Raw genomic sequence first — 23,366 nt, forward strand, 5'->3', positions numbered from 1 at the left:
CCCTGCCCTGCTCGGAGCCTCCAGCGTTCTGCATGGCGTGGGCCTCGTCAAAGGCCAGCACGCCCTCGAAGCCCTCGCCCATCCAGTCGAGGATCTGGCTCAGCCGCGTGGTGCCGCATTTGCCCGCCGAGCGCAGCGTGGCGTAGGTCACGAACAGGATACCGTCGCCCATCGGAATGGGCTGGTCCGGTTTCCATTTGGAGAGTGGCTGGATGTCGGCGGGCGAGCCGCCGAGATCGGTCCAGTCGCGGATCGCGTCCTCGATAAGCGTGGCGGATTTGGAAACCCAGATCGCCTTTCTGCGCCCCGCAAGCCAGTTCACTAGGATGAGCCCGGCGCATTCGCGGCCCTTGCCGCAACCGGTGCCGTCGCCGAGGAAATACCCGAGACGGTAGGCATTTGCATCCTGGTCATCATCGGCGCGCGTCAGCTTGGTCTGGTCGTCATCGATGGTAAACCGTCCTGGCAGGTCGCGCCCATGGGCATCATGGGCCATGATGATGGTCTCGAGCTGCGCCTCGGAGAGATGTCCCTCCTCGATCAGTTTGCCGGGCAGGCGCAGTTCCGCACTGGCCGTGTCTGAGGGCACTGGCGGGGCCACAGAGGCCATGGCGATGCTTTCGACCAGCGGCGTGGGATGCTCCTGTGCCCCCGCGATCTCGATACGCTGCGGGCGGTATCGCGCATAGATTTCCGAGACGGGCCTGTTGTCGCGCGGGACATCGAAGCTCGTGAAGGTGAGCGGGATGGCAGCGTTGGCGCCGCTTTTGGAGGCAGCGACCGGCGCAGCGGCGGTCTTGCGCCGGGCAGATGATGGAACTGTCGGCCGACCATGGGGGATCGCTGCCGCCCATTGGGCGGGGCGCATCTCGGGACGGGTTGCGGCCACGGCATCGACAAAAGGAAGGGCTTCATCCAGATCGCACACAGTGGCGCGGATCATCTCGCCAGCCTCCTGCACCTTGTCGAAGACCATCAGCTGGGTTTCCACAGTTGTGCCGAGCTTGCGATAGACCTGCCCCGGCATCGTGAGCGCCAAGCGCGGCGTCAGAAGGCCGCAGGCGCGGGACCAATGCGCGGCATCGCGCTCAGATGTGAACCCCTGCGGCATGATCGCCACCATCCGCCCACCCGGTGCCAGGCGCTTGGCAGCCGCAATGAGATGTTTGGCAGCGATGTGCTTGTCTCGCGACCGATCGACCGAGGAGGCAAAGGGCGGGTTCATCACCACGACGTCGGGCAGAACCGGCGTCTGCAGAAGATCGTCGATATGCTCGCCGTCATGGCCCGTCACATCGCCGCCAAAGACCGCGCGCAAAAGGCCCTGGCGAAAGGGGTCGATCTCGTTGAGCAGAAGCGTGGCACCAGCCCGTTCCGCGAAAGCAGCGAGAGCGCCGGTGCCAGCCGAGGGCTCCAGAACGGTCTCGCCCTTGCGAATGGCTGCCGCCCGCACGGCCATTGCCGCGAAAGGCAACGGCGTGGAAAACTGCTGCAGCCTGATCTGCTGCTCTGACCGGCGGGTTTCCGTCAGCAGCCGAGAGGCAACGAGCTTTGCGGTAGCGATATCACCTGCTGCGTTGTCCCCACGCAGCAGCATCTGGATGGCCGCGGCCTGCATCAGGTCATATGCCATGCGCCAGTCCCAGGCACCGCTGGCATCGCTGCCAAGAAACGTCTCGCGCATGATGCGCGCGAGCGCCGAGCTGCGCAGGGGCTGGTGGTCGATCTCCGCGCCGATTTGCGCCAGCGCAGAGGCGAGATCAGCGTCGGAGATTGAAGAAGTCGGGTTCGCCGTTTTGGGCTTGGTCATGGGGATTTTCCTTTGGATCAGGGTCTGAGTTCCAAAGGACAAAAAGCCCGCTTTCGCTTTTCAGGGTGAAGGAGGTCAGACCGCGCTGACCTCCAAGGCTTGGTCAGGACTTGGGTTCGACCTCCCGTTTCGCATCAATCAATGCCTGTGCGGCCTGCATCACCTGAACTTGAGATGTTCCCGTGCATTCCTCCTCCAGCGCGGCCTGCACCTTCGCGCGAAACCACGCGTCATACGAATTGACATCAACCGCCACGGAAATGCTCCTCGAGCCCGATATCCAGCAGCTTGCCGAGGTGATCGGGCATGTCTGCAACTTGCACAGCAATTGGGAAACGGTGCCCCGTCAGGTCAGGCGCGCATTGCTCCTCTAGCCCGAGGTGCTGCCTATCCTTTTCCGCCTCAATCATTGTGCTTTCTCCGACCCTATTATCAGCCGAGCTACATCTTCCAGCGGGCGTCGTAAACGATAATGCCAAAGGGTCACAGCAAGCTGGCCCACTTACCGATCGGGCACCGCTTCAAGGGAAGTTTCGAACCGCTTGCCCGCCGCTGCAGCTTCTTTCAAGAGCGCGTCGAAATTGTCAGGTGGATTGCCATCTTCCAACATCCCTTTGAACGTCGCATAGGCATCCGTCTTGCTGCCGTAGGCGCGCAGGGTCTTGTCGTCGTTCACCCAGGCCACCACGATGACCTTCGCATCGCTGTTGAACCGATAGAACAGCCGATACTGCTGGAAGAATTTCGCCCGGAACCAGTGCTTGCGGTGATCGCCGAGTGTGCCGCCTTGCCGGAAGGCCGCGGCACCCGGATCTGCCGGTATGGCTTCGGTGACCAGCTTGAAGATGGCGGCCAGCCGTTTCGTCGGGTTTTTCTTGCGCCAGGTCTTAGGATCACGTGCTTTACGCGCCTCGACCTCTTCAGTCAGCCCTTCGAGCTGATCCAGAAAGAGCGGATGCGCATAAATCGACCATCCGTTTACGACAAGGGGCGATTGGGCGGGCACGCTATCGCCGCTCATTCATCCTCGAGCGATAGCGGCGCATCGAGATCGACGTCAACGTCTCCGACCAGTGCTGCAAGACGGTCATGCAAAGCCCCATCGAACGCCCGAATGCGGTCCGGATGCGCCTTGATATCGGCCTCGACAAAATCGAGAAAGGCTCCGAGCACGGGATCTTCCTCGTCGCTGCGCACGGGCTCGATATAGACCCTGCCACTCGGCTCGGTGCAGTAACGAATCTGGTCGCCCTTGCCCAGCTTGAGCTGTTTGCGCACACCCGCCGGCACGGTCGTCTGATACCGATCCGTGAGTTTCGAGACATCTTGTGCGAGCGCTGTCATGGCAGTCTCCTGAAAGAAAGGGGGTATTTGCTACCTGCGATGGGTAATGCATTTGCATTGCCTTGTCAAGACAAGCCGCAGCATCTGCTGTCGCCGGGCAGGCCGATGAACCGTCCGGCGCAGGACCTAATCTCGCCCGGCCAGGAACTCCGCCAGCACCGGGCTAGCCGCACCTTTCGCGGAGCTGAGCAGCTCCGAGCCCGCAAGCGAGGCCTTTGACAGGCGTACGAGCCCACCAGTTTCCTCGATGCGGTAGCAGCGGCGTTTTTGCCGCCCGCGCCTGTAGTGGGTCGCGATGACAATCTGGCAGGTACTGCCATCGGAGAGCGTCACAGGTGCTGCGAGCTTGATCTTGTCGCCTTCCTCGTAGTCCGGGATCGACGCCCAGTCCCGGCAGCGCTGACGCCAGTCCTGGGCGTAGCTGTCCGGGTCTTTCAGGTCGGAGAGGAGCTCGATCAGCCCAAGGGGAGCACGAGACTCGTTCGGGCCAGCGCTTTCCTCCATGTCCTTGTAGCCCCAGAAGCCGTCATCGTATCGGGTGAGGAAGACAGCGCCAAAAGTGATCGACCCGTCCGCATCGGTCACATAGGTCGTGTCTTCGACAGGGGTGCCGTCGAGATTGATGACCTTTGCCGCCGCGTACCAAGTCGAACCCACCTTGCAGGCTTTGACCAGTTCAGTTTTGCGCGTGTCGCCCTCGAAGGTGCACAGCCGAGCAATCTCCGCTTTCTCATCCGCGTAGGATTTGACGCGGCCGTCGGTGTAGAAAAGCCATCCCATCACGCCGCCCTCCGGTCATCGATTTCCATCAGCGCATCGAGTGGCACGCGATAGGGCTGCATGGCGTCGAAATCCTCGCAATTGCCGCAGTTCTGCACGATCGCGAAGGTGTCGCAGGCATCCTTGAGAATGACCCGGAAGGTGCCGCCGAGGCCCGAGGGCACCTCGTAGGTCCCGCCGATGAGATAGTCCGAAGCCCGGCGCACGAAGACGCGGATGCTGTGGCCATCGGTGGCGAGCCGGATGGCCCCCCGCCCCCGGTCGATGAGCACCTGCACGTCATCCAGGATGTCGGTGTAGAACTGGCCGGTCAGATCGCGAAACGCCATGCGGCGCTGCGCCATCCAGTCGGTGTCCCGAAACGGGTTCATGCCTTCGGCGAAGGCGAAGGACGGATCGGCCTGTTCGGTGGTGACGATGCGGGTGGTCGTGCCATCGATGCCGTTTGAGCGCAGATGCACACCATTGCCGACGATGAGGATCAGGGCGGGCCTGTCCACGGGTCCGTTCCAGTTGGGCAGGAAGGTTTTGCAGGCGCGCGCATGGGCGATTTGCGCCGCGACAGCGGACGCAGAGAACTTGAGAATAGCCATGGGGATGTCTTTCTGTTCGGTTTGGAAGGGTCGACCCGCGCGGGTGGCATGATCCACGCGCGGGTCGCGTGAGGACTCAGGCCGCTTGCGGGACCTCGCTGTCAGGCTCCGGGGTTTCCGCAGCGGGCTCCGCCTCATCAGAGGCGACACCGTTGGTCTGCATCATCGGCGGGCACCAGGCGGCCACGGCAGCGCGCTGCGCGTCCGTCAGCGTGGCGAAGGGTTCGGCGAAGAGCTTGTCGCAGAAGGCGACGATCTCCTTCTTGCTCGACGAGGCCAGCGTCACCGCCTCCTGGGCGAGACCCAGATCCTCGCCGAGGATCTTCAGGAGCCAAGCCTTCTTGAAGCGGTTGAAGAGCGCCGCATTCGGCGTCCAGTGGGCGCGGATGTCGGGCATGATCTCGATCTCGAACGCATGCATCAGGCTGTCGCGCTGGCGGTCTCGCGCGAAGCAGGACTGCGTGGTGCTGGCCGTGGCATAGGCCACGAGCTTGGCCTTCTCGCCGGCCTCCAGCGCGCGAAACGCCGCGAACTGATCGGCGGGCGCGCGGGCGTCATCGAGCCAGGAGAGATCAAGTGCATCATGCGCCGCCGCCACCTGCTCGAGCGAGGTCTCGTCGATCTCGTCCATCTTGGCATGGCTGCGGTATTCCTTGCGGGCATCGATCTTGATCGCCTGCGTGACACTCATGCCGCTGGCCAGAACGTCACTGACCAGCTTGAAGAGCGTCAGATCGAGCGTGGCTTCCGGATGCAGCGCCATCGCGGCCCCAAGCGCCATGGCTCGCTCGGTCTTGAGGTCCTCAGCCAGTGAGGCTGGATAGGTGATTTCGTCCGGGTCCGGGGCCTCCTCCCCGGTCGGGCTAGCCGAGGAGCCGCGCGCGCCCTCCTCTTTGACGGTGTCCTCGGGGCGGACGAGACCAACATGGAGCGTGATCTGCCCACCCTGCCACGACGCGATTACCCCAGACCGCGCTAGGTCCTCGGCGCTGTAGGCCTCCTGCAGATCGCGCGCTTCCTCTTCCAAGGCGTCCACGCGCTCGTAAAGCGCGTTGTAGGCACCGTCCTCGAGCCCCTCATCCTCCATCTCGAGCTGCAGTTTCTCGAGTTCGGCGGTGATCTCATCGATGCGCTTTTGCGCAGCCTCATCAGGCTCGATCGGGCCGGGATAGACGCGGCCGTAGTCGGCCATGGTCGCGTAATCATAGCGGACCATCGCATCGGCCCAGGCAAAGCCCAGCTTTATGCGGGCCTCTTCGGCAGCGGCACCGAGCTTTTCGAGCAGGATGGTCTCGACCAGCGCCGCATCCTCGAGCACGGAATGCTCTTCCAGAAGGTCAGCCGCGACTGCGCCGCCACGCGCCTCGTAGTCCGCGCGCACGAAAGCCCCGATATCATCGCTGACCTGCACCCCGCGGGATTTGAGCGCCTGACGGACGGAGTAGGCCTGCAGGTAGCTGTCTTCCTTGGTGAGTGCCTCGTAGACCTCCTTCTGCACCTCCTGGCTGGGATGCTCGGCAAAGGCCTTCATCGTATCGAGCGTGATCGTCTTGGCCCGGGCCACGGCGCGGATGTCAGCGTGGATCAGACCGTAGCGCAACCGGCCTTTCACAGCGGCGACGGTCGTGCCGAATGTCTTTGCGATCGTCTCGGGCGTCTGGCCGTCGACCTCCATCATACGGGCGAAAGCCTCGAACTCGTCGATGGCATTCATCGGTGCCTGGGTGATGTTCTCGGCGAGCGACAGCGCCGTGGTGGCGTCGCTCTCCTCAGGGACAAGGCGGCAGTCGACCTTGGTTTTCGCCGTGAACCCCTTGCTGGCCTTGTCAGCGATCAGCTCCTTAAGCGCGGCATGGCGCCGGCCACCGGCGAGGACAGCATATTTGCCGTCAAGCTTCTGGACCAAGAGCGGCTGGAGTAGGCCCAGCACAGCGATGCTGGCCTTCAGATGAGCGATGTTCTCAGGATCATAGGTTTCCGGCGCGTTGCTGCGCACATTGGCGGGGTGAGCTGTCAGATCGCCGATGGCGACGGAGACGGGTTTGAAACTTGCGGTCATGGGATATCCTTTTCGGTGGATGATGTGGGGCCCGCGCGTTCACGCGCGTGACCAATCCCCGGCATCGGGGATCACCACGACGAAAGGCCCACTCTCCCTTTAAAGGGCCAGCGGGCCTTCATTTGTTGGCTTGTTGGGGGAGGAGTCCCCCTGCCCCTCTACCAGTCGCGCGCCATCATGATGGTCAGTACGCGCATGGTGGTGGCGGGATTGTCAGGGGTCTCAGCCCCGTAGCGGAAGTCGGAATCCGCCTCATAGAGATCAATTTTCCAGAACACGGTCTCGCCGCGGATCTCAACCGGCCCGAAATCATGCCAGCCCTCCGGGTCGTTCTCGGGTTCGAACGTGTCGAACATGCCCGTAGCCTTTACCGCCTCGGCTATGAAGCCGTCACCAGCCTCCATAATCGAGCGGGTGACATGCATGCGGCCCTGTATGGGCTGCGCGGGCGGCACCCCGAGGCAAGCGAGCTTGCGAAACGCATCGTTTTGCGCCGCGATCACGGTCGGATCTGGACGGTCTGGCTGGGGTTGAACGATCATGGACATAGGGATCTCCTTTGAGAAGTTGAAACACCCTTCACGAAGTCCGCTTTTTCTTTTCCGCCGGGCGGAAGGTCCGTAGCCGAAGGTGCCTTACCCGAACAGCCCCTTGGGTCTGTAATTCGGGTTGGGGATGGTTTCGATCCAGCCGCCCTAGTCCTTGATGCTCTCAAGTGCCGCCGAGAGCGGATAAGCGCCCTCAGACGCGCTCCACCAATAGGCACCGCGTTTGAAGGTGATGATCTTGCGACGGCCGTCTTTGAGTTCGCGCCGGTCCGCGAAACGGCAAACTGTCCGGGGGACAGTTTGAGGCAAGAACGGGCGGAGCCCGGCCAGCCGCAGCGTCTTGGGTTCCTTGCGAGACATCCGAGTCTCCGTTCTCCGTGTGGTCAGGCGGCCTCGGCGCTGCGCCCTGCCCTGCCGGCCTCCGACCGTGCGATCAGGTAGTCGCAGGCGCGCTGCGCATCAGCGGCGTGCTTAAAGATCGCGCCCTTGTCCGACCGAAGAACGCGCAACCAGTTGTGAAGGTAGGCAGCATTCATCTCGAGCGTATGCGCCGTAAAGCCAAGTTCCTGACCCAGGAACACCGAGGTCAATTCCGCGACGATCTCCTCGCGCGCATAGGACGTGTTGCCAAACTTCGAGAACCCGAAATCACGGTTCAGTCGATGGGGGGCTTTCGTGGCATGGGCCAGCTCATGGGCCCAGACCCCGTAGAAATTGCGCGGATCCTGGAACCGCGTGATGGACGGCATGTAGACCTTGTCCACGGGCGGCAAATAGTACGCTTCTGTTCCTGTGAAGACGGTCGTGATGTCGATGGCGTCAAAAAACGCCTGCATGTGCGGGATGGGCTCGGACGGAGGATGCTCAAGCACCGGGTCCGGCTCGGGATGGAAGCTATCCGGCAAACCCTCGATCTGGCAGGCATTGAACACGCGGTAGGATTTCTGGAAGCGGAATATACGGGCTTCCTCGGAGTGATCATCCTCGTCACTGCGGTCATGCTCATCTGCGCCCGCGTCTTTCCGGCTTTGACCGTAATAAACGACGACAGAGGATTTTTCGCCCTTGCGGACCTTTGCGTCCAACGCATTGGCTTGCGGCAGCGTCATCCAGAAGGGAGAGCTGTGGCCCGCCATCACGGTCCGCATCGTCAGCAGGAAGTTGTTCACTCCCCGGTAGGGTTCACCGCCCACGCGCAAGGGTCTGGAGCTACCGCCAGCCGTCCAGGGCTTGCGCCAAGGCAGAACGCCGCGCTCGATGATACGGATGATTTCGTTGGTGATGACCTCGGAGGCATCGAATTTGGGCGTGCGGGATCGGGCCATGGCTGGCGTCCTTTCGAGTTTTGGTGAGAGGGAATGGAGATCAGATTGACCGACGGGGCCGCGGATCGTTGGTGATGCTGGCACCTAGCTTTTCGACCATGTCGATGTAGGTGGTCAGCGAGACGGACCTGCCGGCACCCGAACGGTCCGGGTCGACCGAACCGTCCCGCGTAACTTGCGGCAGGTTCGCGAAGGCGATGACATTGGTGACGGGTCGAATGTCGATGGCGGGTGTCCCTAGTGCGACCGCAAGCACGGCCAGGGGGAAGCGCTCGATAGGCGCGAGAGTCGACACGGTGGTCCAACCGAGATGGATGAACGTCCCACCATCCCCGCAGATCACATGCGCGTTTGGCACTGCCTGAGATAGCCGAGATCGCGGAGAACGGCTTTCCGCTCGAGCTGCCGTGCCAGCTCCGTCTCGCCGGTTCGACGCAGCTTTCTATGCCGCCACCAAGAGGCAGCGGTCGCGCGCAGCACGCGCAAGACACCTGTTTGCATGGGAATGCCCTTCATCCGGAATGGCAGACCGGAACTCGGCCCGGACCCATCCGAGGCACCCCAAAGGCCCTCATCCGTCAGTCACAAAACCCGAAGAACACTTTTACTTTTCGTGGACCAAACCCATTAAACACCCAACCTCCACCGAACTGTACTGGCACGACGGGATCAGAACTTCCACAGGGCCTATCGGCTAGACCTGTGGCGGTTTCTTCGTCACGAGATAGCCCAGACCGTTCAATCGGCCCGCAACTGCCAACTTCTGCGTAGAGCGTGCTGATTCTTCGTAGAGCGTGCTGATCCTTTGGCTTCCCGTCGATGTAGCGGATCGGCATCCTGGAAAGGGAAGCCACTTCGATGAAGGCTATTATGGGCATGATTTCTCGTCGCGAATACCAGAACGCAATAACCTATTGTTATTAAATTGTTTTCCGTTATCGGGCGGATCAGATCAGTCCGCGGCCAACATCAAAACACTCTTTTGAAGAGTTCGGGTGGCATGAAATCAAGAGATTAAAGCCGTTCTGTTTTAACCTGAGACATATCCTGCAGCCTGAAAGAAGTTCCAGCACTCGTCCGGGGTGAACATCCGGCAAATATCGCCAAGCGCGTGAAAAAGATCGGTAAAGGTCCGGGCACCGATCTTGCACAGGTGGGATTTCAGCTTGGAAAAGGCCTGCTCGATGGGATTGAGGTCCGGTGAGTATGGCGGCAAGTATAGAAACCAGCATCCTGCTTGTCGGAGCGCCTCTGCCGCTTCGGCGTTCCGGTGCGTGGCTAGATTGTCGAGAATGACGACGGTGCCGGGCGACAGTTCCGGCACAAGCACCTCTCGGACATACGCGGCGAAGGCCGGACCGTCCATTGCGCCCTTGATGACCCAGGGTGCGATCAGCGCCTCGCGGGTAAGGCCGGCAATAAACGTCTGTGTTCCCCAACTTCCGAAGGGCGCGTCCATCTCGAGACGCTGTCCGCACAGAGCGCGGCCCCGCATCCGGGTCAGGTTGGTTTTGACCGATGTTTCGTCAATGAACACAAGGCGTTCTGGCTGCAACCGCATGGCGGGCATACGGCGTGCCTGCCAATCGTGCCGCGCGCTCTTTACCCTTGCGCGGCGGCGCTCGGTGGCCACCAGCTGAGGTTTTACCATGATGATCGGGATGCCCTCGTCATCAGATCTTCGCCGCGACGAAGGCGAAAGCCACTTTCACGATTTCAAATACCGCCACACCTCAACCCCCCAACTTTTCTCTCTCGAACACCGTTTGTGTGCCGAGAGCCTACTTAACAGCTGTTAAGTTATGCCAAGCCAGCCGCAGCAGATCGGAGTTTAACAGCTGTTAAGCCGCGTTCCGCCCGCCAATCAATGCCATGACCATTGGGCCGCAGGAAAACTCGTTTGCCGCAGCTTTAGCAGTCAGAGCTCGCAAGTATCCACCAGGCGATCTTATGTCCGCGAAGCGTTCCAGCATGGCAGCAACGACGATCGACGCTTGCTCCGGACCCATGAACCGCTGTGCTTCTTCCCATGCAGACGCACTGATGCCCATGGCTGGCCGCACATGGCACGCCGCATCGAAGAGCTGATGCCAATGCCGGATCTCACCTTGGTAGAAGGTCTTGAGCGAGGGACATGCCGCGATCACTAGGTGCAGCGGGATCTTTGGCATGTGTCTTGTGTCCTGTTCATCAACGTCAGCCACCGGCTCATTCGTATCCACATCTGGCACACCCGCCGCTGCCCCGCTTTTTTCTAAAGCAGGTTCAAGATCTATGGATTCTTTTTTTGAATTATGATGGTGACGCTCAGATTGGGCATCATTGGTGTTCATTTCTTCTGTTTCAGGGCCATCAATGACGTTGCGTGCCTGGTCAAGGAGAGCTTCAAGGTCGGCTCGATAGGCCGCGAGGTCCTCAACTGAAAGCTTGCGGCGGAGCGCGCGAGCCGTGAGGGCAGCTTTGTCGCGAAGCTGATCCCAGAAGCCTAGGCCTGGCTGCATCTCGTCTCCGAACTCGGCGAGGGCCGCGAGATCGCGGCGCATGAGGCTTACGACCTCTCTCAGGCGCCTGACGCGCTCCTCAGCCTCACGTACGGCCTCTGCGGTCCGTGCTATCTCCTCAGACTGGCAGTAGAGAGGGGAAAGATCGAAGCCAAAGGCAACGCGGTCTTCGCCGTGCTTACGGACGTAGCGCTTCCCATTGGGGCTATCGCGCCGCTGGAGCAAGCCAGCCTCGACAAGACGCGCGAGGTGACGACGCATCGTGGAGCAGGGCATACCATTCAAGCGCTCACAGATCGCCTTGTTCGAGGGGAAGACGACCATCTCGGCGTTCCCGCCAAGCGCATCGTCCGGAAAGAAGCTGAGGAGCCCCTGCAAAACCGTCAGATCACGTTCCGAGACCCCAAAGGCCGCTTGCGCCTTGGAGAGCTCGCGCAGGAGTTCCCACTTGTTAACGGGTCTGGCTGGAACAGATGCCTCGGGTCGCTCAATGACGCGCAAATGGGCGTGCGATATCGGCCGCATAAACGGCGAGATTGGTGTGTACTCCATGAAAATGTCCACGAAGACAAAAATTCTAGGGCCCGCGAATCGCTTTGCGCTTGCGGGGTAGGGGCCAGAACGCTACATTCAGAAGTGCGAAAACTGAGATTTTGTAGCGGTCTGATCCCGGTGCGAAACCTTACAAAGGTCTCGTGAAGCTAGCTTCTCGGGGCCTTTTTCTTTTTGCCTGTATCGTGCCTCCTTCTTGTTGGTTGCTCTTCCTCAGTCTCCTGAACGCTTCCAGCGCTCATGAAGCTCGGTAATCAGCTTTGGGGCGTTGCCCTCCAACCAGCTGATAAAATCAGGTTCATCCGTAGTTAGATCAAGTTTGAGCTGCTTGCCTTGGCGGCCGGTTTTGACCGTCGCAGCTCCAACACCGGGGATGGCCAAAGCAGGCGCACCCTTTCTAGACGGGCTTGCTTTCCTCTCTGTGCTCTTCGCAGCTGCCAGAACTGCGAGAAACGCACGCTCAGAAACCTCATCGACCGAGCCGGAACTTCCGGACTTGGCTGCATGAGCTATGGCTAGCAGCTGGTCCCGATCACCGTCGTAGGCACCCAAAGCCTTTTTGAGCTCTTCCCATCTCGGGCGACCAATCCCAGGAGCTGCACCAATCGCCTGGATGAGATCCTCGCCGACCGTCCGAACGACACTCAAGAGCTGTGAAACTCCAGCTTCGTGGAGGTTAAGGACTTCGGCGACACCACGATTGGTGCGCTCAGCCCCTTCCAAATGGTCGCCGTCTAGAAGCGCCGTCGCTACAAGCGCACGTTCAATAAAGCTCAGATCACGACGCTCTTGGTTCTCGAGAAGCTGATCTCGAAGCGCTTGATCACCTTCAACCTCTGTGACGATGGCTCGAACTTTGATACCGAGTTCGCGACATGCTTCCAAGCGTCTGCGGCCATAGATCAGGTTGTAGCGATCGGCTTCCAGTGGGCGGACCAAGACAGGCACACGCTGACCGTTCTTGGAAATAGAGTTCTTCAGGCCCTCAACTTCAATCTGTAGTCTGTCATCCAACCGTCCTTCGGTAACAATCTGCGCCGGATCGATCTCAAAAACACCGCCACGCAGTCTGCGCCCTTCAAGAGCGTCAGGAGCGTTGCGAAGGGTCTGCAGCGGCAGGCCAAGTTTAGGCTTTCTTGCCATTCCGCCCCCATGTGTTCTGGATGATTTCAGCGATTTCATCGTTCACTGCGTTCATAGATTCGATCGCACGATCAAACGTCTGACGCGTGAAGTCCTTCTTGTCAGCTTCGTAGAGCGTTTGCTTGGTCAAGCCGGCATCAGAAATTGCGGTCGACTCAACCATGTGATTGGTCAGGACCGACCTCCCAAAGAGCCCGCGAATGAAGGCGATGACTTCGGTCTGTGGTGCGTCGCCGACTTTGTATCGCGTTGGCAAGAAGCGAAGCCAATCGAAGCGCAGATTTGCGCCTGCATCCCTGATTACTCCAAGGAGATCCGCAGTCATTCGCAGGAATTGGGACATCGACATAAGGTCAAGCATCTGCGGGTGAACCGTCACGAGCACACCCGAGGACGCGGAAAGTGCTGACATCGTCAAGAAACCAAGTTGCGGCGGACAGTCGATCACAACAACGTCGTAGTTCGCTTCAACACTATCGAGTGCGTCATGAACTCTCGCGAAGAACGCCTTCGCTCCGCCTCGCTGGATCGCAGCAGGCGTCTCGTGCTCGAACTCCATGAGTTCAAGGTTGCCCGGGATCAGATCAAGGCCGCGGATGTAGGTCTTGCGGATCACTTCGGCGATCGGAACCGGATCGTCATAGCGAACGGCATCATAGAGGGTTCCGCCCTCCATGAGGTCGAGTTCTGGCTGGATTCCGTGAAGAGCCGAAAGAGATGCTTGGGGGTCAAGATCGATCGCAAGAACCCTGTACCCCTTGAGCGCCAAGCGCTGAGCGAGGTGAGCGGACGTCGTCGTTTTGCCAGATCCGCCCTTAAAGTTCACCACTGAAATGACTTGAAGCTCGTCACTGTCGCGACGACCAGGCACGTAAGTTCCAGACTTTTTTGCGTTTCCTTCAAGCGTCTGCCGGATTTCCCAGATATCGTCGAGCGTATAGCGACGATGACTTCCAGCCGTCGTCTCGACATCGACGATCTTTCCTTCTCGATGAAGCTTCCGAAGATAGGTATGGTCGACGCCAAGGAGCTCAGCAGCTTCTCCGCTGGTCAAAGTGCGCATCACCTTCTTTGCATCTGGTGGGAAGTGTGCAGCGCGCTGAGCATGCAGGTTCGACGCGAGAAGTTCCGCGTAGTGCCCGATGGCGATATCTAGATCCTGTTCTGCTTCGCTCATGTGTGCCCCGACCCGTGGGCGCGTTTTTTATGTGACCGCGCGTTATTTTTCGAGACTATTGCCCGAGCAGCCAGATTCGTGCAAGCACTTTCTAGATTTGGTGGCAATCCGTTAGGCCAACACAAGTGTCGTGTTCAAAGGAGCCCCAACTTTTCCGCACGCTTAAGCAGCATTTTGACCGAAGACGGCTGCCAGCTTGCACGACCCCGAGGGGTGCGCTCACGCATCGATTCCAGCCGGTCGCAGATCGCCTGCAGTGTGATTTCGGGGTCCGCGCCTTTGATCGCTGCCACGATGGCCGGCAGGCGGTCATCGGTTTCGCGGCGTCCGGCGCGGCTAAGCACTGCATCTGGTAGAAACCCGTCGCGGACATAGGCTTTCACAGCACGGAGTAGGCGGCTTTGGGTCCAGTGCCGGTCGTGGGGCAGGGGGCCATTAATGATTCGCAAAACATCTTCCCAGGCCATATCCGGCCGCAGGCGGCGCACATGTGGCACCCAATCCTGCGCGGTTTCGTTCAGGCGCTCCATGTAGCCGTCCTGTCGCGCCAGCCGCACCTTGCGCAGCGCGGCGGGATCCTTGGCGCGTAGCCCAGGATTGCCACCAACGCGACCCTTGGCGCGCGCAGAGGCAAGCCCAGCCTTTGTGCGCTCACGTATCAGCGCGCGCTCGAACTCGGCCGCGGCGCCCAGAACCTGCAATGTGAATTTTCCTTGAGGGGAGGCGGTGTCGATTGGATCCTGCAGCGAGCGGAAGAAAGCTCCCTTGGCCTCCAGACGTTCGATCACCTCCAGCAAGTGCGACAGAGACCGCGCAAGCCGATCAATTCGCACGACAACCAGTGTGTCGCCGCTCTGGACGCGTTCGAGAACGCGCGCAAGCACAGGACGCGCGCGATTGCTGCCTGAGGCGTGCTCTTCGAAGATCTCGACGCAACCCGCAGTTTGCAGGGCCTCAGACTGGGGCAGGGGGGTCTGATCCTCTGTGGATACGCGTGCATAGCCTATCAAGGGCATGAAATCTGGCCGTTTGCAGTTTTAGGTATTACTACTAAACGACCGTTTGTAACCAAATGCAAGTAGGTGCTCTCTCGTCGTGCTCGTCCAAAAACCTTTGGTTTCCTTGCGCTGAAAGCGATCTGAGAGGTTTCACCTGCAGTCGCGCGCGCGTACTATATAAATGGCGCAGGCAGCGGCCACGAAAACGCCTGGGCAATGTGCAAAAAATCAGTATTTTGCACACAAGATGACGCAAGCCTCTTCTTTGACTGATGATTACGGCGACCTCCTTATCACCATCGAGGAGGATGAAGAGGCTCACGAAGACGATCTCTGGTTTCTACCTAGGTCACTTGAAGAAGAACCGGATGATTTGCCTCCAGGGCCACGGGCGGAACCGCCCGACACTGCTGTCGTCGAAGACTGGGCAAAAGCAGAAGGCGTTCACGCTGCGCGACTGGCAAGAGTGGCTGGACGCCTGGGAGCTCTGGATGACCGGCTGCTGCGTGGCCCGGAAGGCTGGCGGCATCGCCTCGCTCTTATCGAGGCAGCGGATCTCAGCTGGTTCGCAGGGGATCGCGTGAGTTCTGATCGTCTGGCGCTCTGGATATCGATGCGGCTGTCAGGTGCACAGGATGACCCAAATGCACTGGCAAGAGTTGGATGGGCTGTTCGGCGCCTAACAGGCGGTCCTGGACCGAAAGCTGACTTGGCCGCCTTCCTGGATCGCCGCGATCCCGAGAACATTGAAGACAGCGCTGAGCGTTTCGAGGATCGCGCGGGTGGGTGGCTGGACGTCATGGCAGCCGCAAAGGGTCTCCACCCGATCACGCGGGCGTGCATGGGGTATCACCTGTGGAGCTTGGCGGGCCTCGGACGCCACGGCGACCAGATCGAAGCTGCCGTCACCGCGTCCAGGATCGCGACCAGCGATGGAAGCGGTGCCATCTTCGCGCCGCTCGCTATGGCCGGGGCCGGGGGGCTGCGCGTTTCGGGCTTGCCACCCGAGCGTTTGGCCCGCTGGTTGGATGGGATGAACAGCGCAATTCTAACGGCGATGCGAACACTTGATGATATTGAAGTGTGGATCGGGCGGGCAGAAAACGTCATGGCGCAATTATCTGGCCGCACGCCGGTTGCCTTGCGAAAGGTTTTCACGGAATGGCCCTTGGTCTCCGCCCCGATGGCTGAGGCCATGACCGGAGCCAGCCGCGCCGCCGTTCAGCGCAATCTCGCATGGATGGAGGCAAGCGGTTTGATCCGCGAGGTGACGGGGCACGGGAGGTATCGCATGTGGAAAGCTGACCTAATATAGGTCATTTGTCGAGGCTGACACCGGCTTGACCTGGCACGCTTTAGTGCCGCCCCAGATGATCGTTTAAGCCACTTTCCGTTCGAATGCGACAAGGCTTTTCCAGCCCAAAGCGTTCGTTAGCCATTCGTCTCACGTTTTTGTGACAATTGATCGCTTGAAGCTCCAGTGGGTGAAGGTTGTAACCAGGCGAAAGAGGCACGACCGAAGGATTGATCATGAAGCTAATTAAAGACTCATTTATCTCACGTCGCGGAGCGCTGCTCGGTGCGGCCGCAAGTGGCGTGTTCCTAGGAGCAGGCGTTGCAACAGCGCAAACCACAGCACCACTTGCTACGCCACCAGTGCGCCGCAATATTTCATCCTTCAGCACCTCAAACTGGCGGGATCACTTCGATAATCTAAACCACGGTGCAATCCTGTGCGACATTGATTCCCGAGCGGTGCAATATTGGTCAGAGGATGAAAGTGTTTATAAGCTGTATCCGTCGAGCGTTCCGGAATCCGAAGAACTGACAAAACGCGGATACACTAGCGTTATCAAGAAAGTGGAAGGACCAAGCTGGCGCCCCACGCCTTCGATGAAGATCCGCAATCCGGATTGGCCAGACTATTTTCCACCCGGTCCAGACAACCCCTTGGGTACACACGCCCTCTACCTTTCATGGCAATATTACCGCGTCCACGGAACGGGCGACACGCGGAAAATTGGCCGCCAATCGTCGAACGGATGCATCGGCCTTTACAACGAACATATCAAAGAACTGTTCGCTTTGGCTGAGGTAGGAACACAAGTGAAATTGTTCTGATCGCGCACCTAGCATGACTTGTTAAAGTCTTTTTTCGTGTACCGGCGTTCATTCAACGTTCACCGTTCGAAAGCCACAGCTTCATGAATCGAAGAAAATTCCTCCTTGCCGCCGGGGCTGTTGGCACTTTGGCCAGTCAGCCAGTTTCAGCCCATGTAGTGCTGCCAAAGTATGATTTACCGCCGGAGTATTTACCTCAAGTAGTGAGCATTCCAGAGGGCTCCGCTCCATACGAAATCCATGTTGTTCCAAGCCAGTTTGCCCTGTTCTGGACCCAACCCGATAACACTGCAATTCGCTACGCTGTCGGGATCGGTCGCCCGGGCCTTTACGAGGCAGGCGAATTCTATGTGGGGGCAAAGAAGGAGTGGCCCAGCTGGACACCGACCCCGGGCATGTTGCGTCGTGAACCGAAAAAGTATGGACCGTTTCGGAATGGAATGCCTGGCGGTCTGAGCAACCCTCTAGGTGCGCGGGCCCTCTACCTTTTTCAACCGGGACGCGGGGATACCTTTTTACGTGTGCATGGCACAAATGACCCAAGCACTATTGGCAGTGCCGTTTCAAACGGATGCGCCAGATTGGTTAACGATCAGATTGTCCAGTTGTATGATATGGTTCCGCTGGACACGCGTGTGATCCTGTACCCCGCAACTTTCTAGGGTCAGGATGCATTGATTTTCAAAGCGCTGCGTGATTCACGGCCCGGAAAACGGAGCGGTGACATGAGCGACCTTTTCTGGCTGACCGACGAGCAGATGGCCAAGCTTTCCCCTTTCTTTCCCAAGTCCCACGGCAAGCCTCGGGTCGACGACAAACGCGTCTTGAGCGGGATAATCTTCATCAATCGCAATGGCTTGCGCTGGCGCGACGCGCCTGAAGCCTATGGACCGCATAAGACGCTGTACAGCCGGTGGAAGCGCTGGAGCGAGAAAGGCATCTTCGCCAGGATGATGGTCGGCCTGGCTACCGGACACCGCGAAGAAAAAACCGTGATGATCGACGCGACCTATCTGAAAGCACACCGTACCGCGACCAGCATGGCCGCCAAAAAGGGGGGCGCGGTCGCCTGATCGGTCGAACCAAGGGCGGCATGAACACAAAACTGCATGCCATCTGCGACAGCCAAGGACGACCGCTCAACCTGTTCGTCACCGCCGGACAGGTCAGCGACTACATCGGCGCACGGGCGCTGCTCAGCAGCCTTCCAAATGTCGAATGGCTGCTCGGGGATCGGGGCTACGACGCTGATTGGTTCCGAGAAGCATTGCAAGACAAGGGGATACGCGCCTGCATTCCCGGCCGAAAGCAACGCAAGACCCAGGTCAAATACGACAAGCGCCGCTACAAGCGGCGAAACCGCATCGAGATCATGTTCGGGCGCCTCAAGGACTGGAGGCGCGTGGCAACCCGCTATGACCGCTGTCCAAAGGTCTTTCTCTCAGCCATCGCGCTCGCAGCAACCGTCATCTACTGGTTATGAATCCTGACCCTAACGAATTGTCGCTGCGCAACTTCGGACCAGGTATCGTGCGAGCAGTTTTCTCCTCCCAAGCAAACTGGAAACTGCAAGGATCGCATGTTTACTCACGAAAATTTGCCCTTGAACCTCTAGCCACTAGAAGTCCTATCTGTTCAAGGAGAACACATACCGTTCTTGCCATCAATCGCCGGTGGGAACCGAAAGGGTACGACATGCTGACAAGACGACACTTCATTCAAACAACAACGGCGCTATTTTCTGCGACCGTTCCCGGCGTGACGTTTGCCGATAGCTGGCCCACCGAGGCGCAGAAGGCTGAATGGGACGCACAGGTGACGCCTCCAAATTATGTCCCCGAAACCTCCAATCCCTGGGATTTGCACCCGCGGTTCCTGCCGCAACGAGTCCTTGCGAAGGCCGGTCTCGTGCCGGGAGATATCCATGTCGACGCGGTCGCACGATATCTTTACCACATTGAAGAGGGTGGAACCGCGATGCGCTACGGCGTGGCCATCGCGCGGGGGAACCTCTACGAGCCGGGTGTCTATACCATCAAGCGCAAGGTCAGGTGGCCGCACTGGCAACCGACACAGAGCATGATCAATCGCGACCCCGAACTTTATGCTGACATTGCCGATGGCATGGAACCGGGACCGGAAAACGCGCTTGGATCGAGGGCGCTGTATCTCTACGTCGGGGATCGCGATACCCTTTTGCGCATCCATGGCACTCCGAGCCCACGGAGTATCGGTGGCCGCGCAAGTTCGGGCTGCGTACGGATGGTCATGGCTCATATCAATGATCTTTACCCGAACGTCGAGACCGGCTCTACGGCCTATCTTTACTCGGCGGAGGACAGCGTGACTGCCCGCAGCTAAGCCAAGCAGCGGACGGCAAACGCAATTAAGTTTCGCGAGGGGTGCAGATACGATTGCCGTTCGCCGTGCGCAGCGGCAGCAAGGTTGTTTCTACGGGGCCGCTGTGTTTGTACCAGTAGCACCCGTCTTCCGGTACCAAGCGCGCAGTTGCAACATCCTGATCCGGGGCAGCCATTGCAATCACGGCTTCGGGAACGTTGCCCCCCTGTTTTGCCACGTCGCCCGGTCCAGTCGGCTGGACTGCGCACCCGGCCGTGAGCGACAGCGCCACTGCAACCATCATTTTTTGCTTCAGAATCAAAACCCGCATTAAGTTTCCTTTCGTGACTGTTTTTCTTTGCAGCGGCTGTTCATGCCTCAAGGCGTGATAGAGCCAGTCACCGCATCCTCTAGCAATAAAACAATCTGAAATACCACCGTATTTTGCTCTTGAAGCTCTAGCCACTGTAGGGGCTATGTCATGGTAAAGCACCCGAATCCAGAGGTCCATTCATGCCGTCCGACACCCATCGTCACGACCACGATCACGCCGAAGATGCCCAGACAAGCGGCGGCAGCTGCTGCGGGAGCGCCGGAACGTGCGGCGACATCGTTCCGGCGACCCCCGCGCCAGCGGGCGGGCGCAGTTTTCAGGTGTCCGGCCTCGATTGCGCCGAGGAGGTAGCAATCCTGAACAAGGTGGTCGGCCCGAAGATCGGCGGGGCCGAACATCTTGCGTTCGACGTGATCAATGGACGGATGACTATCCTCGACAGCGCCAAGAGTGTATCGGACGGCGAAATTGCAGAACTGGTCGCAAGCACCGGCATGACCGCCAAGCCCTGGGATGCCGAAAACGCGTCGGTCGACCAGGCGGCCCATCTTGCACGCCAGCGGCTGTTTACGGCGCTCAGTGGTGGCTTCTGGGCCGCGGGATTTCTGTGGCACATCATCGAGACCGGCATGGGGGGGGCACTTGGCCTCTTCGCAGGGCACGGCGAAGCGCCGATGCCACTGGTCGAGGCAGGGCTATTCGCGGTCGCGATCCTGTTCGGTGTTTGGCTCGTGGCGCCCAAGGCATGGTCGTCCGCACGGCGGCTGTCGCCCGACATGAACCTGCTCATGGTCGTCGCAGTCGCGGGTGCAATTGGCCTCGGCGAATTTTTCGAGGCGGCGACGGTTGCGTTCTTCTTCTCGCTCTCGCTTTTCCTCGAAAGCTGGAGCGTCGGGCGTGCGAGGAATGCGGTTTCAGCTCTGCTGGACCTGGCGCCGCCGACGGCAAGAATTCTTTATGATGACGGTTCGGAAGCGGACGTACCGGCTTCCGCGGTTGCTATCAACGCACGTTTCGTCGTGCGCGGCGGAGATCGCATCCCATTGGATGGTGAGGTTGTCGATGGGGCAGGGGCCGTCGATCAGGCGCCAATCACCGGAGAGAGTGCGCTGGTCCCAAAGGAACGGGGCGACGAAGTCTATGCCGGTACGATCAACGGCGAAGGCACACTGACGGTGCGCGCCACGAAGGCCGCCTCGGACACCGTGTTGGCCAAGATTATCCGCATGGTCGGCGACGCCCATGCCCGCCGTGCGCCGGTGGAGCAGTGGGTGGCGAAGTTCGCCCGCATCTACACGCCTATCGTCATGGCTCTCGCCATTGCAATTGCCCTGCTGCCGCCGCTCATTTTCGGTGGGGCCTGGGATTATTGGTTCTACAATGCACTCGTGCTGCTGGTGATCGCCTGCCCGTGTGCTCTGGTCATCTCGACACCGGTCTCCATCGTCGCCGCACTCACCGCCTCAGCGCGGGCTGGGGTGCTGATCAAGGGCGGTGCATATGTTGAGGCACCGGGCAAGACCACTGCACTGGCCATGGACAAGACCGGCACGATCACCATGGGCGAGCCGGAGGTGGCGGCGGTGCATCCGCTGGGCAAAGCATCGGCGCAAGATCTGATGACCCTCGCCGCTGGGCTGGAGGCACGTTCCTCGCATCCCTTGGCGCGCGCCATTCTCGCGCGGGCAGAAGCCGAAGGCATCAATGTGTCCGCCGCGCAAGATACCCGAACCGTTCCAGGTAGGGGACTTGAAGGACGCACAGACGGCCGGTCGATCTGGCTAGGGTCCGACCGGTTTGCCGAGGAGAAGGGTTTCGGCGACGCCATTCCGAAGGATCTGCGCGACCGCATCGAAGGGGCCGGCAGCACCCTTGTTGCCGTGGGCGACGACACCGGCGTCACCGGCATCCTGGAATTGCGCGACCGTATCCGCCCCGATGCCAAGGGCATCGTGGCACAGCTCCACGCGCAGGGCGTGAAGACCATCGTCATGCTGACGGGCGACAACGAGCGGACAGCGCGCGCTGTTGCAGCCGAGGTCGGCATCGACGAGGTCCGTGCCGAGCTTCTGCCCGAAGACAAGGTGACAGCTATCGAAGAACTGGTCGAAACGCATGACATGGTGGCCATGATCGGCGACGGGGTCAACGACGCCCCGGCCATGGCGCGCGCGCATTACGCCATCGCAATGGGTGCCGTTGGTTCGGACGCGGCAATCGAGACGGCGGATATTGCCCTGATGACAGACGACCTCGGGAAGGTGCCTTGGCTGATCGGTCATTCGCGCCGGACAATGTCGATTATCCATCAGAACATCGGTATTTCCTTGGCGACCAAGGGCGTTTTCGTTGTCGCTACCGCTTTCGGAGTGGCATCGATGTGGGGCGCTATTGCAGCCGATGTAGGAGTGTCATTGCTGGTGGTGGCCAACGCCCTGCGCCTGCTGAACAGCCAAGAGGCCAAGGCGCCGCCGTCTGGCGGTGAACAGGTTGGCGAAGGCTTGGCCAAAGGAGCGCTGGCACATGGTCATTGAACTGGGAGAACCCGGAAAGGAGCCGAGACGAGACATGAGCGTGAAGGGCAGGATGATGTGTCCGGTTTGCGAGGTGCCCTTGAGCATGACCGACCGCCAGGGGATCGAGATCGACTTCTGTCCCGATTGCCGGGGTGTCTGGCTCGACCGGGGTGAACTGGACAAGATCATCGAGCGTTCGGCACCCGATGTGGCGCCTCAGCGGGTGCCTGAGCCGCGCGGCTACGACGATGATCGCGGCTACCGGCGCGGAAAGCACGGCGGCGGCGACCGCAAGCACGGCTATCGACGCAAATCCTGGCTTCACGAGTTGTTCGATTAAGGCTTGCCGTGGTCTCCCTGCCGGTCGCCCTCAAGGCGCTGCGGTAGGCCCGCAAGGCATTCAGCGGTGAGCAGGTTGGTCCAGAGATGGCAAAGGCCGCGCTTGCCCACGGACATTGATCACGCAGCATTTGCAAGGTAACGTAATGTCCATATCAGACCTCACGAAAGAGGCATCGAGCAGTGAAAACCATCCGATTTCCCCGCCGCGCCGTCCTGTTGGGCGGATTGGCAGCGTTTTTGTCTGGCTGTGCCAGCAAGTTCCGCAGCTATGGCGGACCCGAAGTGACCCGTGTTCGGCTTTACAAGGGGCAGCGTTTGCTTGTTCTGGACGGAGCCGATCGCGTATTGCAAACCTATCCGGTCGGGCTGGGTTTCGCTCCTGAGGGTCACAAGCAATTCGAGGGAGACGGCCGGACCCCTGAGGGCGCTTACGTAGTCGATAAGCGCAACCCCGACAGTACGTATCATCTTTCGGTTGGCATCTCCTATCCGAATGAGGCCGACATCGCCTTTGCTGAAGCGCAGGGCCTTTCCCCCGGCGGCGACATCTTCATCCATGGTGGTCCACGCCCAGGCATCGACCCAACGGACGTCCGCGACTGGACAGCTGGCTGCATCGCGGTCACAGATCGGCAGATCGAGGACATCTATGCAATGGTGAAAGACGGAACACCGATCGACATCTACGCCTGATGGGAGGAGATGATCTTCCGTCAGATCAGGCAAATCGTCGGCACAGGGCCACGTTGATCGCTTCGATGGCGATCACGGCCAAAGTGACACTTGCCGCCGTGGGCCAGCGCAAGCACCCGGTACGCGTAAGGACACTACAATATGTGTCCAGCCGTGGCAGTGGCGAGACAGGCGGGCCCTAGCGGAGAAG

At 60.0% G+C, this 23,366-nt stretch carries 24 protein-coding genes and 2 pseudogenes; 8 read left to right on the plus strand and 18 right to left on the minus strand.

Annotated features, from left to right (window positions below):
* The 17 genes and pseudogenes from ACGYLO_RS20640 to ACGYLO_RS20720 all read right to left on the minus strand — a co-directional run.
* The coding region (locus ACGYLO_RS20640) for a strawberry notch-like NTP hydrolase domain-containing protein (protein WP_394377329.1) at window positions 1-1,810 on the minus strand (1,810 nt) is incomplete at its 3' end.
* A 103-nt stretch (window positions 1,811-1,913) separates the two neighbouring features.
* Entirely contained in the window at window positions 1,914-2,066 is a 153-nt protein-coding gene (locus ACGYLO_RS20645; RefSeq protein ID WP_248411066.1) for a StaA, read from the minus strand.
* On the minus strand, window positions 2,056-2,220 hold the full coding sequence (locus ACGYLO_RS20650) for a hypothetical protein (RefSeq protein WP_276154505.1): 165 nt from the start codon (window positions 2,218-2,220) through the stop codon (window positions 2,056-2,058). Before ACGYLO_RS20650 ends, ACGYLO_RS20645 begins: the two co-directional genes overlap by 11 nt.
* A 92-nt stretch (window positions 2,221-2,312) precedes the next feature.
* Window positions 2,313-2,831 (minus strand): type II toxin-antitoxin system YhaV family toxin, encoded by a 519-nt coding sequence (locus ACGYLO_RS20655; RefSeq protein WP_276154504.1) that lies wholly within the window; start codon window positions 2,829-2,831, stop codon window positions 2,313-2,315.
* Entirely contained in the window at window positions 2,828-3,154 is a 327-nt protein-coding gene (locus tag ACGYLO_RS20660) for a type II toxin-antitoxin system PrlF family antitoxin (RefSeq protein WP_005668772.1), read from the minus strand. The genes ACGYLO_RS20655 and ACGYLO_RS20660 overlap by 4 nt, the downstream gene beginning before the upstream one ends.
* A gap of 126 nt (window positions 3,155-3,280) precedes the next feature.
* Window positions 3,281-3,934, minus strand: a complete 654-nt coding sequence (locus tag ACGYLO_RS20665) for a DUF6927 domain-containing protein (RefSeq protein ID WP_276154503.1) — start codon at window positions 3,932-3,934, stop codon at window positions 3,281-3,283.
* Window positions 3,934-4,527 carry a regulator gene (locus tag ACGYLO_RS20670; RefSeq protein WP_276154153.1) on the minus strand — a complete coding sequence of 198 codons (594 nt, stop codon included), beginning with the start codon at window positions 4,525-4,527 and terminating at the stop codon, window positions 3,934-3,936. The genes ACGYLO_RS20665 and ACGYLO_RS20670 overlap by 1 nt, the downstream gene beginning before the upstream one ends.
* 76 nt (window positions 4,528-4,603) lie before the next feature.
* Window positions 4,604-6,586, minus strand: coding sequence for a ParB/RepB/Spo0J family partition protein (locus ACGYLO_RS20675; protein ID WP_276154502.1), 1,983 nt, complete (start codon window positions 6,584-6,586; stop codon window positions 4,604-4,606).
* A 158-nt stretch (window positions 6,587-6,744) separates the two neighbouring features.
* Complete coding sequence (locus tag ACGYLO_RS20680; protein ID WP_276154155.1) at window positions 6,745-7,134, minus strand: DUF3768 domain-containing protein; 390 nt, start codon at window positions 7,132-7,134, stop codon at window positions 6,745-6,747.
* An 87-nt stretch (window positions 7,135-7,221) separates the two neighbouring features.
* Window positions 7,222-7,494, minus strand: a pseudogene (locus ACGYLO_RS20685) (DUF6330 family protein).
* Between the two features lie 23 nt (window positions 7,495-7,517).
* Window positions 7,518-8,459 (minus strand): ArdC family protein, encoded by a 942-nt coding sequence (locus ACGYLO_RS20690; RefSeq protein WP_276154501.1) that lies wholly within the window; start codon window positions 8,457-8,459, stop codon window positions 7,518-7,520.
* 40 nt (window positions 8,460-8,499) lie between these two features.
* Window positions 8,500-8,975, minus strand: a pseudogene (locus ACGYLO_RS20695) (hypothetical protein).
* Between the two features lie 514 nt (window positions 8,976-9,489).
* Window positions 9,490-10,110: an IS630 family transposase gene (locus ACGYLO_RS20700; RefSeq protein ID WP_276154500.1), complete on the minus strand. Its 621-nt coding sequence runs from the start codon at window positions 10,108-10,110 to the stop codon at window positions 9,490-9,492.
* 190 nt (window positions 10,111-10,300) lie between these two features.
* Window positions 10,301-11,512, minus strand: coding sequence for a plasmid replication protein RepC (gene repC / locus ACGYLO_RS20705; protein ID WP_276154157.1), 1,212 nt, complete (start codon window positions 11,510-11,512; stop codon window positions 10,301-10,303).
* A 213-nt stretch (window positions 11,513-11,725) separates the two neighbouring features.
* Window positions 11,726-12,655 carry a plasmid partitioning protein RepB gene (gene repB, locus ACGYLO_RS20710; protein WP_276154158.1) on the minus strand — a complete coding sequence of 310 codons (930 nt, stop codon included), beginning with the start codon at window positions 12,653-12,655 and terminating at the stop codon, window positions 11,726-11,728.
* Window positions 12,639-13,832, minus strand: a complete 1,194-nt coding sequence (repA, locus tag ACGYLO_RS20715; protein ID WP_058243484.1) for a plasmid partitioning protein RepA — start codon at window positions 13,830-13,832, stop codon at window positions 12,639-12,641. Before repA ends, repB begins: the two co-directional genes overlap by 17 nt.
* Before the next feature lie 134 nt (window positions 13,833-13,966).
* Window positions 13,967-14,848, minus strand: a complete 882-nt coding sequence (locus tag ACGYLO_RS20720) for a recombinase family protein (protein WP_276154159.1) — start codon at window positions 14,846-14,848, stop codon at window positions 13,967-13,969.
* A 229-nt stretch (window positions 14,849-15,077) separates the two neighbouring features.
* On the opposite strand from ACGYLO_RS20720, the gene ACGYLO_RS20725 reads away from it, so the two are divergent.
* The 5 genes from ACGYLO_RS20725 (at window position 15,078) to ACGYLO_RS20745 (ending at window position 19,312) form a co-directional block, all read left to right on the plus strand.
* Window positions 15,078-16,145, plus strand: a complete 1,068-nt coding sequence (locus tag ACGYLO_RS20725; protein ID WP_088635931.1) for a hypothetical protein — start codon at window positions 15,078-15,080, stop codon at window positions 16,143-16,145.
* A gap of 215 nt (window positions 16,146-16,360) precedes the next feature.
* Window positions 16,361-16,951, plus strand: coding sequence for a L,D-transpeptidase (locus ACGYLO_RS20730; RefSeq protein ID WP_088635923.1), 591 nt, complete (start codon window positions 16,361-16,363; stop codon window positions 16,949-16,951).
* Window positions 16,952-17,034: 83 nt separating this feature from the next.
* Window positions 17,035-17,613, plus strand: a complete 579-nt coding sequence (locus tag ACGYLO_RS20735; RefSeq protein WP_009815505.1) for a L,D-transpeptidase — start codon at window positions 17,035-17,037, stop codon at window positions 17,611-17,613.
* A gap of 63 nt (window positions 17,614-17,676) precedes the next feature.
* Window positions 17,677-18,434 (plus strand): IS5 family transposase gene (locus ACGYLO_RS20740; protein WP_088635922.1). Its coding sequence is split into 2 segments (ribosomal slippage): window positions 17,677-18,001 and window positions 18,001-18,434, totalling 759 coding nucleotides; the frame shifts between segments, so codons are not numbered across the junction.
* A gap of 212 nt (window positions 18,435-18,646) precedes the next feature.
* Entirely contained in the window at window positions 18,647-19,312 is a 666-nt protein-coding gene (locus ACGYLO_RS20745; protein WP_088635921.1) for a L,D-transpeptidase, read from the plus strand.
* A 25-nt stretch (window positions 19,313-19,337) separates the two neighbouring features.
* On the opposite strand, the gene ACGYLO_RS20750 is transcribed toward ACGYLO_RS20745, so the two are convergent.
* A complete protein-coding gene (locus ACGYLO_RS20750) occupies window positions 19,338-19,622 on the minus strand; it encodes a hypothetical protein (protein WP_088635920.1) in 285 nt (94 codons plus the stop codon).
* Window positions 19,623-19,804: 182 nt separating this feature from the next.
* Here ACGYLO_RS20750 and ACGYLO_RS20755 point away from each other — a divergent pair, with 182 nt between their 5' ends.
* From ACGYLO_RS20755 to ACGYLO_RS20765, 3 genes are all read left to right on the plus strand, one after another.
* Complete coding sequence (locus tag ACGYLO_RS20755) at window positions 19,805-22,159, plus strand: cation-translocating P-type ATPase (protein ID WP_271690351.1); 2,355 nt, start codon at window positions 19,805-19,807, stop codon at window positions 22,157-22,159.
* 34 nt (window positions 22,160-22,193) lie between these two features.
* Complete coding sequence (locus ACGYLO_RS20760) at window positions 22,194-22,481, plus strand: zf-TFIIB domain-containing protein (RefSeq protein ID WP_071974146.1); 288 nt, start codon at window positions 22,194-22,196, stop codon at window positions 22,479-22,481.
* 182 nt (window positions 22,482-22,663) lie between these two features.
* On the plus strand, window positions 22,664-23,176 hold the full coding sequence (locus ACGYLO_RS20765) for a murein L,D-transpeptidase family protein (RefSeq protein ID WP_035367119.1): 513 nt from the start codon (window positions 22,664-22,666) through the stop codon (window positions 23,174-23,176).
* Window positions 23,177-23,366: the final 190 nt, after the last annotated feature.

It is taken from the genome of Sulfitobacter sp. 1A13353 (genome assembly GCF_043557255.1).
Classification (GTDB): domain Bacteria; phylum Pseudomonadota; class Alphaproteobacteria; order Rhodobacterales; family Rhodobacteraceae; genus Sulfitobacter; species Sulfitobacter faviae.